The sequence below is a fragment of the uncultured Lactobacillus sp. genome (genome assembly GCF_945290125.1).
GTDB classification, from domain to species: Bacteria; Bacillota; Bacilli; order Lactobacillales; family Lactobacillaceae; genus Lactobacillus; species Lactobacillus rizhaonensis.
Window position 1 is genome coordinate 1 of the sequence record NZ_CALYQV010000018.1, and the last position, 14,279, is coordinate 14,279.

Consider the following 14,279-nt stretch of genomic DNA (forward strand, 5'->3'; position numbering starts at 1 on the left):
TAATCCTATTTTTTTCTATTTTTATAGCACTTGAAACCCCTCACCTCCATAAATATATTAATAAAGCCCTATGAATAAAGCATTCATAGGGCTTTATTTTACTTTTGCACGGCATAAAAGAATAAAAAAATAAAAAGTTAAATATTTAATTCTTTAATAGATTTAACGGCATCTTCTTTATTCTTTTCATTGATATGTTTGTAAATGTCTAATGTCATTTTTATATCTTCGTGTCCTAATAACATTTGTACTGTTTTAGGCTTTACATCTGTTTCACTAATTAATAAAGTAGCAAAAGTATGTCTAAATCTATGTATAGTAATTCTACGTAAATCTGGATTACTTTTATAAATTGCATTTAACCACTTTACTGGCTTACTTATCGGGTAATATGTTCCTCTAAGAGTATGAAAAAGTTTGTTTGACAGTATTTTTTCTGACTGCTTATATTCGATTAAAGCTTTTTTTAGATTATTTGAAATTGGTAAAACTCTTTTTTCACATTTTACTCTTGGGAGGCTGGATAATAGTTTGGTTATTCAATCCAATTGCTAATATTCGTTTTACGGATAATAAATTATGATCTAAATCTATATCTTTCCACGTGAGGGCCAAAGCTTCTGATTTTCTAAGCTATGTAGAAGAAAGTATTTTAAAATAAGTATATGCTCTAATATTATATTTTTTGGCTGTAATTAAAAATTCAGTTAATTTTTGGTGACTATATACATTATGCTCTACATTTCTTCTCGGATGAGAAGTCATTTTCGGCATTATAATCAGGTTAATAGGATTATTTTTTAGTACCAGGTCGAGTGCCACTTGATAAATCGCTTCGTTTTTAACCAGCACCCGTCTAATGGCCTGCTCCTTAAACGTAATTGAATAGCTTGTATGCGGTCGGTCAAGAATAGCTGTACCATGACGATTAATGAGAGCCAAGAGATAATTAAATAGTAGACGGATTAACCTGATAGTGGCGACTCAATCCAATGGTTCCAGCCTGATAGTTTTGACAAAGATTAAAGATTTCAATTTTGTCTTGCTTAGATAATTTAGCCATAATAATACCCAAAATTTGGGGGGCATATCAATCATTGAAGTTTTTTCTAATAATACAGGTCGGTCAGATAAAGTAAGCATTGGTTTCGCTGTAAAACGAGCAGATGATTATCGACTTTATTTTCAGGGTAAGGAGTTCAATCATGGAGTTTTTAAAAAATCCAGTGATAATGCATATGTATTGGAACCTAAAAATGGTGCTAATGGTACAATTTTAATCACAAACAAGAAATCATATTTATACTACCCTAAACTAAAAGAAAAGATAATAGTTGTTGAACAAACTACTGCGGTAAAGTGATAGGCTAAAAAGGCGATATTTGTGAATAGATTCTTGATGAAAATTATGCTGGTTTAAACCAAAAAGTATAGTAGAAAGATTAATAAAAGTCGTAGTAAATCACATTCGTTATGGCTTTTTTTGCTTTTCAAGTGTATTTATTAATTTGATTTAAACAAATAGCTAAATTGTTCATTTGCATAGAAAAAAGTAAGTGTTTCTCTTGCAGCCGCTAGTCTGTTTGGAGTAACTATGACAATAATTACAACCAATGCATTTGCAGCTATTGAAGATAATCCAGCTATAACTGAAACTAGTATAACGAATCAAACTAATAAATTTTCAGATGACGCTACAGTGAAAAAATTGCAGAAAATGTTAAGGCTAGTGGAGAATTTACTAGGGATGGTGAAGATACTACCATAGTAAGGAGATGAAACAATGGATTTTTATTGTAGAAGTGTTAGACTTATGCTTTTTCTTCCTATCATCTACATGTTGTATTATGAACATAAATTTTAAAAGTCTGAATCAACAGAAAAGCCTTTAAAAAAGAGGTGGCAATATTAAGTATTTATGTTAGTGATTTTTTAGGATTAGGTGTTGTTGTTTCATTTAGTGACACTGATCAAGCCACTAGTAATGAAAGCGGTACATACTAATTAAACAGGATAGTGAAACTACGACTAATGACAACAAAACTGATAATTCTGTACAATATGATGATAGTCAGACTGAAACCGAAGATAGTGAAAATAATGAGGATACGAAAAAATAATAAAAATATTAAAATGCTGCAAAAGTTGATCAGAAAGATGCCATTAAGGGTGACGATAGGTATTGCTTATGCTCTATATCTCAAAAGAATAAGATATGGTGAAAAGGGTATTGATGTCCAAGCTGTTTCAAATTTCTTTGATTTAACTGGTGTAAAAAAGTGTTGTAGCTGAAAAAGTTCAAGGTGTAATTGTGCTGATATTGCTAAAGATTTAGAATTAACTGATCATGGAATTTCTAAAATTCACAAGATTGTACCACATTGGCATATTTGGATACTAAATGGGATAAAAAAGGTGGTAAAATAAAGCTAATAAGACATAACGGTATAAAACTAACTAAGAATGAACTAGATGATTTAAGGAGATGGAACATAGATGAATGATGGCTTTAGCAGCTTAGAGCAACTCAAAGAAGCGCTTGAAATGAGGTGTGAAATTGAATTCACACTAAATGGTCGAAATTGGTTATTAGAACCAGATCAAGATGCTCCTGATCTATCATCTAACTTGCAACTTGTTTGTAATGATGAAGGTATGTCAGAATTTTTGGTTAAGTTTACAAATGCTAATGATTTTTTAAATTATAAAATTGGTGATGAAAAAATGAAAGATTTGTGGCATAGTATGACTAATACATATTGGTAATTTAAAAAATAATATTTTATAGTTAATATAAAGAGTAACATATAGAGAAATAACCCCCAAATTAGGAAACTCTTTTATCTGCATAATTTTATTTATTTAATCTTTATGAACAGATAGATTATAGAGTTATAAATATATTAATAAAGCATTCATAGTGTTTTTGCTTTTGTATGGTAAAAAAGAATTAAACTGGAATTTTTATTTTTCTAGTAGGAATTATAAACTTCTATGTTTTTTTACTAGGCTACGATTTATTCATTAATTTTTATAGTACGACTGTTTTTTTTAATATAAAAACAATAAAAAATCAAACATCTGCCTACTATTTAACATTTAACTTAGCTTTAATAGTCACTTGTTTTGAACAATTTGCTTAGTGAATATAACAAAAGAAAGTTTTTTGAATTATTATGAAACAATTAATTGTGTAGCAAAAATGCTAATTAACTATATAGACAAAGGAATCAATAGCGTATTATGATAAAAGAGTGGCGGAAAAAGACCAAGAAGTAAAAATGAATATCTTAATTCCTTGTGTTAGCTGACAAGTAACTAGTATAAAATAAAAGAAATGAAAAATAAGAACTATTTATTTTTCATTGAGCATTCAAAAATGGTGATTTATAAGCAATATCTAACTACGTTTCAATTATGTTTCGTGCTTAAAACAGATAAACTTTCACAAAACAGTTTTAAAATGGAAAGTTATTTAAGTTATTTCATTATCGACCCTACGAAATTATATAAAAGTTGTTTGATGACTAGAAAGTTGAAGAAATGGATCCACATAAAATGACATTGCAAGAGTTAGGAAAATATTTTTATGGTCGCAATGTTGAATTTACGTTGAAAAATGGTCAAAAGAAGGAAATTTTTGTTCAGGATATATTGAATGAAGTTGATGACGAACCAGAATTAACTTTTCTTGGAGGTTCTGTTGAAAATGAAATTAAAATCTCGGATATTTTGAGTGCTCGTGAAATTTAGCATTAAAAAGATCTGGAGTATCAAGCTATAGAAAATAGTGGAGGAAAAATGAGAAAGAATATAGCATGGACTATCATTTTAATCTGTTCACTTGTTGTTATTGTTCTTAGAATTCTAATAATGGCAAGAAGCAAATTATAATCACTAAAAAGGTCGAAATTAAAAATAAATTTGTATATATAGGATATTCAGAATATTTAAAGACTAAATCACTTTGAAATTTGCTTTATCTAATGCTTTTTTGTGCACTATAATAAAGTACACATAGTTTGAATGAGCAAAAAATGTCACAATGAAAAAATTAACACAAAAGTCCAAGTTACTAATAGGTTATGCTATTTCAGGACTTGGCGATCAATTTTATACTTTTGCAATTCCACTTTTGATGTTGTCGAGAACACATTCCTCAATAATAATGGGACTGTTAACGTCAGTCGAATATTTGCCGACAGCATTATTTGGACTAACAATTGGACCAATTTTTGACATGTATTCTCGTAAAAAAATCATGCTTTTTTCTCTGATTATGCAAATGGTGCTAATTATAATTGCACCGTTTTTGGTTATAAGAAACATATCAATATATTGGCTGCTATTGGTTGTTTTCCTACTTGGCAGTTTCGACTTAATCACTTGGACAGGCTACCAGATATTTATTGCAGAATCGGTAAAAAAAGAAGAATTATCATCTGTTTCGGGCCAAGTTGGTTTAATCTCGTCTGTGCAAAAAACTTTTGGCCCAGGCATTGCAGCTGTCATTATTAATTTGATCGATTATATTGGTGGTTTTTTATTAGATGCTTTAAGTTTTGGCTATTTAACTTATGTTATTAAAGACTATGAACCTTTACAAACAGAAAATGGGGCAATGAAAAAAGAAAGTTCCTTTAACAATAGTGCTAAAAAGGGGATTTCCTTTTTGTTTGCTCATCATGACATTAAATGGCTAATTGCAAGTTTTTTTGTTGCTAATGTTGGCTTTCAAACAGTCGTTCCGATGTTAACGTTTTTATTAAAACAGGAAATGAAAGTTTCAGTTAACTTAGTGAGTGTTTTTTACACAGTAGCTGCAGTTGCTAGCATTATTGGCAATTTCGTTTACTTGCGTATCAACAAGAATATGAAACTTGGTACACAGATGATTATGATTGGACTTCTAATAATGGTCGGCTTTATGATAATGCTAAATGTTCAGTCTTTCTTTTGGGTTACCTTTGGTTATGCCATAGTGTCCTTTGGTTGTGTTTGGTCACAAGCAAACTTTTTTACCATTATTCAAGCAGAAACACCGCCTCAATTTAAAGGAACAATAACATCAATTTCTACATCACTTACCCGAATAATTGGGCCCATTATGTCATTAATTAGTGGTTTCTTAATTAAAGCAGAAGTTCACTCCATCTTTGTTGTAGCTTCTGTTTGCATGCTTCTTTCTGTATTTATTTCCCTAGTTACTGGTTTGAGTAAATTAGGGAAGCTAGAAAAGTTACACTAATTGCAAAATAGTGCAAAACTTATTTTTTAGGCAAGCAATGGTCTAAAATATTATAAATAGCTGGATTCTTATAAATTGCTACAACATCATATTTTAATTTAGGTAAGTTTGGTAAGAAAGTAACATATTTAGCATAAATTGTTGGTAATGGCAGTTCATTAGGATAGATAGACATGCCATAATCTAAAACGACATTGGATAAAGCAGCGTCGAAACTGTTTAAATAAATAATTTGGTCATAGTGAATATTCTTTTTTTCCAAAATATTTTTAATTTTCGTTTGTACATCATTCTTATCTGTGGCAGTCCATTTTTGCAAGAAAAGGGGCTGCTTTTTTATAACATTCCTTTTTAGCCTACCATCTTGATTAACAGCTTTTTTGCTCAGTAAAATCCCAAAATTGGCAGTTCCGATTTTCTTAACATGAATATTCTTAATTTTACTTACCGCTGTTGAGAAACCAATCAGCACATCGTAATCCTCTGCATCAAGTTTCGGTATACTAGTAGCAAAATTTTCGGTATCTAATTGTAATTGTAAGCTTGAATTGTTTTTTGTAAGTAATCGCGCTAAGCTAACAGCCCAATAATCAAAACCATGCAAATAATGTATTCTCAACGTTTGAAATGAATCATTTAACTGATTAATTTTTTCATTAAATTCATAATATTTCTTAAGTACTGGCACTGCATAGTGATATAAATTCATACCTGCTAAAGTAACTTTAAAATGGGAAGTTGAACGATCAATCAGTTGGACGCCTAGATCTTCCTCTAAATTTTTTATTGCATTACTAATAGCGGTTTGAGAAACAAAATTTCTCTTAGCGGCCGGAGTAAATCCTTCTGTTTCTACAACATCTATAAAATATTTATATGCTAATAGGCTATATTTCATCACATTTTATCCTTTTACTTATAACTTTATCTAATAAGTTATCACCATTATATGTTAGCGCTTACTAAAAAGCGAGGGTAAAATTGAGATGTAACAACAGTTACCTTTACTAAATTAGTTCTATAACTAAAAAGGAGAAAGTATAATGGCTGAAAAGTATATTTTAGCAATTGATGAAGGTACTACAAGTACACGTGCAATTATTTTAGACCATTCTGGTAAAAAAGTAATTGATTCACGGAAAGAGTTTAATCAATATTTTCCCAAACCTGGTTGGGTAGAACATGATGCTAACGAAATTTGGAATTCAGTTTTATCGACAATTGCCAATTCGTTTATTAATTCAGGAATTAAGCCCAATCGGATTGCGGCTATTGGTATTACTAACCAGCGTGAAACGACTGTAATTTGGGATAAGAAAACAGGTTTGCCAATTTACCACGCAATTGTCTGGCAATCACGGCAAACTTCAGATATTGCTGATAAAATCATTGCTGATGGATATTCAGATATGATTCATGAAAAAACTGGTTTGATTCCTGATGCATATTTCTCAGCAACTAAGATTCGCTGGATACTTGATCATGTTCCTGGAGCACAGGAGCGTGCAGAAAATGGTGAATTATTATTTGGCACCATCGATTCATGGCTCGTTTGGAAACTGACTGGCGGCAAAGTTCATGTTACTGATTACACTAATGCCAGCCGGACAATGCTTTTTAATATTACCAAACTTGATTGGGATGATGAGATACTTAAATTATTAAATATTCCAAGAAAAATTTTACCTGAAATTCGTTCCAATTCTGAAATTTATGGTACTACTGCTGAATATCACTTTTATGGTAGTGAAGTACCAATTGCCGGGATGGCGGGTGACCAGCAATCGGCTCTGTTTGGCCAATTAGCTTTTGAACCAGGAATGGTTAAAAATACTTATGGTACAGGTGCGTTCACTGTTATGAATACGGGTGAAAAGCCAAAATTCTCGGCAAATAACTTGTTAACGACTGTGGCATATGGCATCAATGGCAAAGTAAATTATGCTTTAGAAGGTAGCATTTACGTTGCCGGTTCTGCTATTCAGTGGTTGCGTGATCAATTGGGCATTATTGATGATGCTCCTCAATCAGAAGAAGCTGCAAAACGTTCTAAGGACAACAATGAAGTTTTTGTCGTTCCAGCATTTACCGGTTTAGGTGCACCATATTGGGATTCCAATGTTAGAGGTGCCGTCTTTGGTTTGACTCGCGGAACAACAAGTGATGATTTTACCAAAGCAACTTTACAATCTTTGGCTTATCAAAGTCGCGATGTTATTGATACTATGCATGAAGATACCAGAATTGAAATTCCTAAATTAAAAGTCGATGGGGGTGCTGCTAATAACGATTATCTAATGCAATTTCAGGCAGACATTTTAGGAATTGAAATAGAGCGTGCTGCTAATCTTGAAACAACCGCTTTAGGTGCTGCTTTTCTTGCTGGTTTGGCTATAGGTTATTGGAAAGATTTTGAAGAAATAAAGAAAATTCAAAAAGTAGGCAAAATATTTAAACCTCAAATGAGTGGCGCTGAAAGAGACCATCTATACGAAGGATGGAAATCAGCTGTTAAAGCTGCTCAAAGTTTTTCATACAAACCTTACCAGAAGAATTAGTTACCAGATTTTATTTAAAAGAAAGAGGTTATACCATGACGTTTTCAATTAAAACCAGACAGGAAGAAATTGAACGTTTAAAAAATGAAAAATTAGATTTACTGGTTATCGGTGGCGGTATTACTGGAGCTGGCGTTGCATTGCAAGCTAGTGCAGCTAAGATGAAAATCGGTTTAATCGATATGCAGGACTTTGGTGGCGGAACTTCATCTCGTTCAACCAGGTTAGTTCATGGTGGTATTAGGTATCTTAAGACTTTTGACGTCCAAGTAGTTTCTGATACAGTCAAGGAACGTGCAATAGTTCAGCATATTGCACCTCATATGACTAGGCCTGATCCTATGATTTTACCAATTTATGATGAACCAGGAACAACCTTTACCATGTTTTCGGTCAAGGTAGCAATGGATCTATATGATCATTTAGCTGGAATCGAGGGTGACTCTCCTTTAATTAAGTATGCCAACTATACTATGGATAAAGCAGAAACGTTAAAACGTGAGCCACAATTAAACAGCGAAAATCTACAAGGCGCAGGCGTTTACCTTGACTACCAAAATAATGATTCACGCTTAGTAGTAGAAAACGTCAAAAAGGCACATGAATTAGGGTGTTTGGCTGTTAGTCGACTGAAATGTATTGCGATTTTACATAATGATCAAAAGGAGGTTAACGGGGTACGCGTCCATGATAACTTAACCGGTGAAGAATTTGAAATTCATTCGGATGTAGTTATTAACACCTCTGGTCCTTGGTCCGATTTAGTAAGACAGGAAGACAAAGCAGTTTATAAAAAGCCGCGTCTGCGTCCTACAAAGGGTGTTCACTTAGTAGTTGACCAATCACGCTTGACTGTGCCGCAACCAACTTACTTTGGTTCAGGTACAGCAGATGGCCGCATGATTTTTACTATTCCAAGAGAAGGCAAAACCTATTTTGGCACTACCGATACTGATTTTACCGGCGATTATGCTCATCCTACTGTTGAAAAAAGCGACGTCGATTATTTGTTAAATATTATTAATAAGAAGTATCCTTCAGCTCATTTAACTATTAACGATATTGAAGCCAGCTGGGCTGGAGTCCGTCCATTAATTGAAGTTGAAGTTGAAGGTAATGAAGCAGCAGATGCAGCAACTGGTGCCAGTGTCTCTGACAGTACTTCAGCACCGTCTGCTGTATCTCGCGGTAGTTCATTAACTGAAGCTGAGGATGGCTTAATTACTCTAGCTGGTGGTAAATTAACAGATTATCGTATTATGGCTAATGGGGCCATGAAGAAAATACAGCAAAAGCTTCATGACAAGTTTTCTAAGAACTTTACTTTACAAGATTCTGCTGAAATTAAAGTTGCAGGTGGTGATTTTGATTCGGATCATGCAGAAGAAGAACTTGCTCGGATTGCTAAAGATGGTGTAGCAGCCGGTATTACAGCTGATGATGCCAAGGAAATTGCCAACTTATTTGGTTCACAAGCAGAACAAATTTATGACTATGCCAAGACGATTAAGCCCGCTGCAGGATTAAGTCTTGGCGAAACAGCTGCCCTTGATTATTCATTAGCTGAAGAAATGACCTTGACACCTGTTGACTATCTTTTAAGGCGTACTTATCATATTTTATTCAAGAGTGACACTTTAAGCCAAGTTAGAGAAGGTGTCGTTAACCACATGTCTGATTACTATGGCTGGGATAAAGAGCAAAAGACTCAATATGAACATGAGTTAGATCAAGAAATAGCACAATCAAGACTAGATAAATTAAAGAGTGAAAAATAATAGATTAGCAAATAGAAATAGTAGTAAATTATTCCCTAAAAAGCCCGTCAAAATAAACTGACGGGCTTTTTCTTGGTCCTTTTGAACACACTATTACAATTAAATTATTTTGTGTGAGCAAGGAATATGAAAAAGTATTATTATAACAATAATAAATGTTGTCATATTTGAAAAAATAGTTTTAAATTTACATCTTAAAAGATTAAACTATTAGGGAGGTGATTAAAATGGAGCCAATTTTTCTTACTCCTTATTTCAGACCAAAAATTTGGGGTGGACGTAAATTAAAAACAATCTTTAATTATAATATCCCAGATGGCAAGGTAGGAGAAGCTTGGGTAATTTCCGGCTATAAAGAAGATGCTTCTACGGTAATCAATGGTCAATTTAAAGGGCAAAGTCTGCGTCAGGTTTATCAAGAAAATCCGACGCTATTTGGCAATCCTGAAAGTAAAGAATTTCCGCTGCTTGTTAAGTTCTTGGATGCAAACGATAATTTGTCTGTTCAAGTTCATCCCAATGATGAGTTTGCTCGGAAAGTAGAAAATGATAGTGGAAAAACTGAAAGCTGGTATGTTTTGCAGGCTGATCCTGGATCATATCTTATTTATGGGCATACTGCCAAAACTCGCGCAGAACTGGCTGAAATGATAGAAAAAGGAGAATGGGATAAGCTTTTACGTAAAGTACCAGTAAAAGCTGGTGATTTCTTTTATGTCCCTTCAGGAACAATCCATGCGCTTACTAAGGGAATACTAGTTATTGAAACCCAACAGTCTAGTGATGTGACGTACAGGTTGTATGACTATGATCGTGTTGACCAAAAAACCGGTAAGAAACGCGAATTGCATACCAAAAAATCAATCGCTGTTACTCAGGTCCCACATGTTGACCCTAAACTGGATATTAAAATAGATCACGTGCAGGATGCTACTATTAAAACTTTGGTTGCACCACCTGTTTCACCTCATTTTTATTTATGGCAAATAGATTTAGCTGGGCAATGGAGCACTGGTTTAAATAGTCACCCTTACTTATTAGTAACAATCATTAAGGGAACTGGTACACTTCAAATCAAAAATAAATCATATGACCTATCAATTGGAACAAATCTGATAATTCCTAATAATATTAAGAAATTTACTTTCACAGGTAATATGAAGTTGGTTATTTCTACGCCTAACAATTAAGGAGAATCATAAAATATGATCTATATAGCTTGTGGCTCAATTATGGTAGTAGTTGGGCTATTGTGGCTCATTTCGCCTCCAAAAAGACCTTGGCCGTTTTACGGATATTATTCATACTTAGCCACAGTTAATAAAGCAAGTTTTAAATTTGCTCAGCATAAAGCAGGTGGTTATTTTATTATATTTGGTTTAATTCAATTATTATTAGGAGTTGGAATCCATTTACTTAAATGGGATCGTTACTTTTTACTTTGGCTGCTGACATTTTATCTTTTCATTATCTTTCCAATCATGGCTACTGAAAAAAGTCTTAAAAAATTTTTGCTAAATCGTCATGAATTGCCGGCAGATTATATAGACCCTGACAAAGTAAAAAAGGAGAGAACAAAAGGATTTAGGGACAGAAAATGAAACTGAAAATTTTAATGGTCGAGGATGATCAGTCGGTTGCAGAAATGATGGGTATGTTTTTCGAAAAAGAAGGATGGTCCATGGATGTTGCCACTGATGGGGAACAAGCCGTTAAAATGTTTGCTAAGAATCCTGATCAATATGATTTAATCACTTTAGACCTCAATTTGCCTAAAAAAGATGGCATAGAAGTTGCTAAAGAAGTTTGTGCAATCACACCATCAATTCCAATAATTATGCTTACTGCGCGCAGCAGTGAAGAAGAACAAATTCAAGGATTTAATGCTGGTGCCGACGACTATGTATCTAAACCATTTAGCCCTTTGGCGCTAATCGCACGTATTAAGGCCTTGCAACGCAGAATCAGAATTGATGATAAGCAGGAACAAACCAAGGCAGCAGAATCCGGAGAAAAATTTGATGTGGTAACTAATCATATAAAAATTTCTACAAGTAGACGTGAAGTGTTATATGATAATAAACATGTACAAAATATTACACCGAAAGAATTTGATTTGTTATATACCATGGCCCAGAAGCCAAAGCAGGTATTTTCTCGTGAACAATTATTAGAATCTGTTTGGGGTTATAATTATTATGGTGAAGAGCGCACCGTGGATGCACATATTAAGAAGCTACGCCAAAAAATGGAAAAAGTAGGTGCAAATGTCATCCAAACCGTTTGGGGTGTTGGTTATAAATTTGATGATTCGTAGGCTTTATTATGAAGTTGATTTATCAGCATATGCTTAGTTTTTTACTAATCATTATTACTACGGTATCAATAATCGGTTTTTCTGAAATTAATAATACTACTCAGCAATCGTATGAATATAATTATCGGCGAATGGAAGACTTTGCTTCGGCATTAGGGACTTTGGCTACAAATGATAAAAAGGCTGGATCAGCAATGCTGAATCCTAAATTTTTAAATAAGCTGGAATTTGTGCTCCATAGTGACAAGGTTTATCTTAGCGTTTTTAATGCACATGGTTCACAGGTTTATCCTCAAAAAAATGACAAAATTAAACTAACTCCTCATCGTCTGAGACAATTGAAAAGTGGCAAGAAACTGCGTATTAAAAATAATAACGAAGCACTCTCCAGCTTAGGCTATAAAAAGGATGCTTGTACTGGTGTACTTTTTCCCTGGGAGGATAAAGGCAAATTTATTGGAGCAATGTGGTTAGGAGTCAGAATTGCCCAAGTAGAGCGGCCTGTTAGAATTGCTAAGCAAAATCTCTTCAACGCGTTAGTTTCTGCAATGATAGTAGGTTTAGTACTCAGTTTGATCCTTTCTTTTTATGCAACTAATAGAATTAAAAAGTTATCTATCGCTACCAAAAAAGTTACAGCAGGTGACTTTAATGTGCAGACACATTACAGTGGTCATGATGAAATAACTCAACTGGCTGATAATTTCAATCAGATGGTTCGGACTTTAAAAAAATCAAATCAAGAAGTGAAGGAGCAAGAAAAAAGGCGTGATCAGTTTATGGCTGATGCTGCTCATGAAATGCGCACACCTTTGACTACCATAAATGGTATTTTAGAAGGCTTACAATATGATGCAATTCCTGATAAAGCTAAGCCCAAGTCTATTGCCTTGATGAGTAGAGAAACTAAACGGTTAATTCGTTTAGTCAATGAAAATTTAGATTATGAAAAAATTCGTAATAATCAAATAAATTTAGTTAAAAAGCGCTTTAACGCCAGAAAAACATTTGACGATGTAACAATGCAACTTAAGCAAAATGCTGCTAAGGCTGATGATACAATCTTTATCACTGCTCCAAAAAATCTACCTGTGTATGCGGATAAGGATCGTTTTACACAAATAATGGTTAATTTGGTACAGAATGCGATTCAGTTTACTGCTAACGGCAAGATTGAAATTAGTGGTTATAGAATTGCACACGCAACAGTAATTGTGATTAAAGATAATGGTATCGGAATGAATCAGCAACAAATTAAATACGTTTTTGAAAGATACTTTAAGGCTGATCCTTCACGCAGTCGCTCTGGTAAAGGAGAATATGGTTTAGGATTATCTATTGTTTCCTCTTTGGTCAAACAGCATGGTGGTAAAATTAGTGTCCAATCTGCAATAAATCAAGGAGCAGAATTTACTATCGTACTTTTTGACCAGGGTTATGAACAATATCTTGAAGAGTAAAAAAATCATTTCCAAAAAAAGGAAATGATTTTTTATTTGTATAACCTATTTGTCATTTTTAGTTGTTTCGTGCCAAACTTTCGCAGTCACAGGAATTGAACCAAGATTGGTCAATTCATCTTTCCCTACCACAATTAGGTTATTGGGACCTTTAGCTAAATTATTGAAACTGTCTAAGCTTTGATTCTTAAAATAACCATCACTAGCTTTGGCTAAAGTCAATTGTAACTGGTTAATGCGGTAGGCTTCCGCGTCTGCTTCTGTTTTAACAGCCTCAGCTTTGGCCTTTGCTGTAGCAATCAGCGCATCATTTTTGGCTTTGGTAGTTAATTCAATATTTTTAGCTTCACCTTCTGCTTTTTCAATAGCAGCTATTTTTTCACGGTCTGCAGTAAGCTGCTTGTCCATTGCTCTTTGAATCTCTGGACTAGGTAGAAGTTCATCAATATTGACCCGAACTACCCGAATGCCATAAATGTCTGTTAAATCGCCAATAGCTTCTGAAAGTTGAGTGTTAATGCTGCTAGTTGAGCCTAAGGCGTCGTTTAAGTTCATTCTTCCGATGATGTCACGCAAGTGTCCCCGAATGAGTTCGACCATAGATTTGACCGAATCCGTGTTATTGTAAAAATATTTGTAAGAGTCTGTTACCAAATAGTTTAAGGTTAGACTAGTGGTGATTTCTGCATTATCTTTAGTAATAATTGAATATTTGGAAATTTCTGCGGGAAACATTGCCAGTGAGACCTTGCGTAATCTCTGAATTACTGGAATAATCAGTACTAATCCTGCCTTTACGGTTCTGGAATACTTCCCCAGTGTTTCTATTAGACCTTCATTATTTTGAGGGACAACCCGACAGCAGGATAGTAATAAAATTACAATAATTAAAATAATCACTAAATAAAGCATTTTAGT

At 33.7% G+C, this 14,279-nt stretch carries 15 protein-coding genes; 11 read left to right on the forward strand and 4 right to left on the reverse strand.

Features of this window, described 5'->3' with window-relative positions; translation table 11 throughout:
* Positions 1-137: 137 nt before the first annotated feature.
* Together Q0K80_RS04470 and Q0K80_RS04475 are read right to left on the reverse strand one after the other, a co-directional pair.
* Complete coding sequence (locus tag Q0K80_RS04470; protein WP_365935098.1) at positions 138-539, reverse strand: tyrosine-type recombinase/integrase; 402 nt, start codon at positions 537-539, stop codon at positions 138-140.
* A 94-nt stretch (positions 540-633) separates the two neighbouring features.
* Positions 634-942: a hypothetical protein gene (locus Q0K80_RS04475; protein ID WP_294603657.1), complete on the reverse strand. Its 309-nt coding sequence runs from the start codon at positions 940-942 to the stop codon at positions 634-636.
* Positions 943-1,078: 136 nt separating this feature from the next.
* Between Q0K80_RS04475 and Q0K80_RS04480 the strand changes: the two genes are divergently transcribed.
* From Q0K80_RS04480 to Q0K80_RS04500, 5 genes are all read left to right on the forward strand, one after another.
* Positions 1,079-1,363 (forward strand): hypothetical protein, encoded by a 285-nt coding sequence (locus tag Q0K80_RS04480; protein WP_294603659.1) that lies wholly within the window; start codon positions 1,079-1,081, stop codon positions 1,361-1,363.
* A 737-nt stretch (positions 1,364-2,100) separates the two neighbouring features.
* Entirely contained in the window at positions 2,101-2,292 is a 192-nt protein-coding gene (locus Q0K80_RS04485; RefSeq protein WP_294603660.1) for a hypothetical protein, read from the forward strand.
* A 204-nt stretch (positions 2,293-2,496) separates the two neighbouring features.
* Positions 2,497-2,766 carry a hypothetical protein gene (locus Q0K80_RS04490; protein WP_294603662.1) on the forward strand — a complete coding sequence of 90 codons (270 nt, stop codon included), beginning with the start codon at positions 2,497-2,499 and terminating at the stop codon, positions 2,764-2,766.
* 777 nt (positions 2,767-3,543) lie between these two features.
* Complete coding sequence (locus tag Q0K80_RS04495; protein ID WP_294603663.1) at positions 3,544-3,753, forward strand: hypothetical protein; 210 nt, start codon at positions 3,544-3,546, stop codon at positions 3,751-3,753.
* 292 nt (positions 3,754-4,045) lie between these two features.
* Entirely contained in the window at positions 4,046-5,248 is a 1,203-nt protein-coding gene (locus tag Q0K80_RS04500) for an MFS transporter (protein ID WP_294603665.1), read from the forward strand.
* A gap of 19 nt (positions 5,249-5,267) precedes the next feature.
* Here the strand turns inward: Q0K80_RS04500 and Q0K80_RS04505 are convergent, their stop codons facing one another.
* Positions 5,268-6,146: a LysR family transcriptional regulator gene (locus Q0K80_RS04505; RefSeq protein ID WP_294603666.1), complete on the reverse strand. Its 879-nt coding sequence runs from the start codon at positions 6,144-6,146 to the stop codon at positions 5,268-5,270.
* 145 nt (positions 6,147-6,291) lie between these two features.
* Here Q0K80_RS04505 and glpK point away from each other — a divergent pair, with 145 nt between their 5' ends.
* The 6 genes from glpK (at position 6,292) to Q0K80_RS04535 (ending at position 13,361) form a co-directional block, all read left to right on the forward strand.
* A complete protein-coding gene (gene glpK / locus Q0K80_RS04510; protein WP_294603668.1) occupies positions 6,292-7,806 on the forward strand; it encodes a glycerol kinase GlpK in 1,515 nt (504 codons plus the stop codon).
* A 35-nt stretch (positions 7,807-7,841) separates the two neighbouring features.
* On the forward strand, positions 7,842-9,584 hold the full coding sequence (locus Q0K80_RS04515) for an FAD-dependent oxidoreductase (RefSeq protein ID WP_294603669.1): 1,743 nt from the start codon (positions 7,842-7,844) through the stop codon (positions 9,582-9,584).
* A gap of 227 nt (positions 9,585-9,811) precedes the next feature.
* On the forward strand, positions 9,812-10,774 hold the full coding sequence (gene manA, locus Q0K80_RS04520; protein WP_294603671.1) for a mannose-6-phosphate isomerase, class I: 963 nt from the start codon (positions 9,812-9,814) through the stop codon (positions 10,772-10,774).
* A 15-nt stretch (positions 10,775-10,789) separates the two neighbouring features.
* Entirely contained in the window at positions 10,790-11,185 is a 396-nt protein-coding gene (locus Q0K80_RS04525; protein WP_294603672.1) for an SdpI family protein, read from the forward strand.
* Positions 11,182-11,901 (forward strand): response regulator transcription factor, encoded by a 720-nt coding sequence (locus Q0K80_RS04530; protein WP_294603674.1) that lies wholly within the window; start codon positions 11,182-11,184, stop codon positions 11,899-11,901. Before Q0K80_RS04525 ends, Q0K80_RS04530 begins: the two co-directional genes overlap by 4 nt.
* An 8-nt stretch (positions 11,902-11,909) precedes the next feature.
* Positions 11,910-13,361: a HAMP domain-containing sensor histidine kinase gene (locus Q0K80_RS04535; RefSeq protein WP_294603675.1), complete on the forward strand. Its 1,452-nt coding sequence runs from the start codon at positions 11,910-11,912 to the stop codon at positions 13,359-13,361.
* A 45-nt stretch (positions 13,362-13,406) separates the two neighbouring features.
* Here the strand turns inward: Q0K80_RS04535 and Q0K80_RS04540 are convergent, their stop codons facing one another.
* A complete protein-coding gene (locus tag Q0K80_RS04540) occupies positions 13,407-14,273 on the reverse strand; it encodes an SPFH domain-containing protein (RefSeq protein ID WP_294603676.1) in 867 nt (288 codons plus the stop codon).
* Positions 14,274-14,279: the final 6 nt, after the last annotated feature.

Excerpts from the sequence above, each read along its gene's own strand:
- Q0K80_RS04495 (WP_294603663.1), top strand. The coding sequence starts at position 3,544 with ATGGATCCACATAAAATGACATTGCAAGAGTTAGGAAAATATTTTTAT.
- Q0K80_RS04505 (WP_294603666.1), bottom strand. The coding sequence starts at position 6,146 with ATGAAATATAGCCTATTAGCATATAAATATTTTATAGATGTTGTAGAA.
- Q0K80_RS04500 (WP_294603665.1), top strand. The coding sequence starts at position 4,046 with ATGAAAAAATTAACACAAAAGTCCAAGTTACTAATAGGTTATGCTATT.
- Q0K80_RS04525 (WP_294603672.1), top strand. The coding sequence starts at position 10,790 with ATGATCTATATAGCTTGTGGCTCAATTATGGTAGTAGTTGGGCTATTG.
- glpK (WP_294603668.1), top strand. The coding sequence starts at position 6,292 with ATGGCTGAAAAGTATATTTTAGCAATTGATGAAGGTACTACAAGTACA.
- Q0K80_RS04515 (WP_294603669.1), top strand. The coding sequence starts at position 7,842 with ATGACGTTTTCAATTAAAACCAGACAGGAAGAAATTGAACGTTTAAAA.
- Q0K80_RS04530 (WP_294603674.1), top strand. The coding sequence starts at position 11,182 with ATGAAACTGAAAATTTTAATGGTCGAGGATGATCAGTCGGTTGCAGAA.
- Q0K80_RS04485 (WP_294603660.1), top strand. The coding sequence starts at position 2,101 with ATGAGGATACGAAAAAATAATAAAAATATTAAAATGCTGCAAAAGTTG.
- Q0K80_RS04540 (WP_294603676.1), bottom strand. The coding sequence starts at position 14,273 with ATGCTTTATTTAGTGATTATTTTAATTATTGTAATTTTATTACTATCC.
- Q0K80_RS04490 (WP_294603662.1), top strand. The coding sequence starts at position 2,497 with ATGAATGATGGCTTTAGCAGCTTAGAGCAACTCAAAGAAGCGCTTGAA.
- Q0K80_RS04535 (WP_294603675.1), top strand. The coding sequence starts at position 11,910 with ATGAAGTTGATTTATCAGCATATGCTTAGTTTTTTACTAATCATTATT.
- manA (WP_294603671.1), top strand. The coding sequence starts at position 9,812 with ATGGAGCCAATTTTTCTTACTCCTTATTTCAGACCAAAAATTTGGGGT.